Consider the following 378-nt stretch of genomic DNA (forward strand, 5'->3'; position numbering starts at 1 on the left):
GCGTACGCCGACTCGCGCGCCGCCGTGCGCGAGAGGCACGCGGCGAACGGCACGGACGTCCTGGCGATCCACGTCGCGACGCAGGTCGAGGCCTGCTCGGAGAGGGACGTGAAGGGAATCTACGTCAAGCAGGCTGACGGCGACATATCCGGCGTGACGGTCGCGGAAGCCCCGTACGCAGCGCCACGTGAGGGATGACGATGGCGGCCTTACCGCACGAGAACAGGATTACCGGACGCTCCAACTCCCGCGCCACCTCGCGGAAGTCGTGCACCGCCTCGGCCTCAAGGGCGGTCAGGGGCGAGGACGTGAAGGGCCGCTCGGTCGCGGCAAGGCTGTGGGTGGCCGTGGCCATGCCGCGCCCACCGCGGTCAGGAA

1 protein-coding gene and 1 pseudogene are annotated in these 378 nt (G+C 70.4%); one reads left to right on the top strand and one right to left on the bottom strand.

Going from position 1 to position 378, the window contains the following annotated elements:
* The coding region (locus UK12_RS33475; RefSeq protein WP_045306982.1) for an adenylyl-sulfate kinase at window positions 1-198 on the top strand (198 nt) is incomplete at its 5' end.
* 9 nt (window positions 199-207) lie between these two features.
* Here the strand turns inward: UK12_RS33475 and UK12_RS43900 are convergent.
* Window positions 208-355 (bottom strand): annotated as a pseudogene (locus UK12_RS43900) (sulfate adenylyltransferase subunit CysD); the annotation flags it as partial.
* Window positions 356-378: the final 23 nt, after the last annotated feature.

The organism is Saccharothrix sp. ST-888, from assembly GCF_000955975.1.
In the GTDB taxonomy this organism is placed as follows: domain Bacteria; phylum Actinomycetota; class Actinomycetes; order Streptomycetales; family Streptomycetaceae; genus Kitasatospora.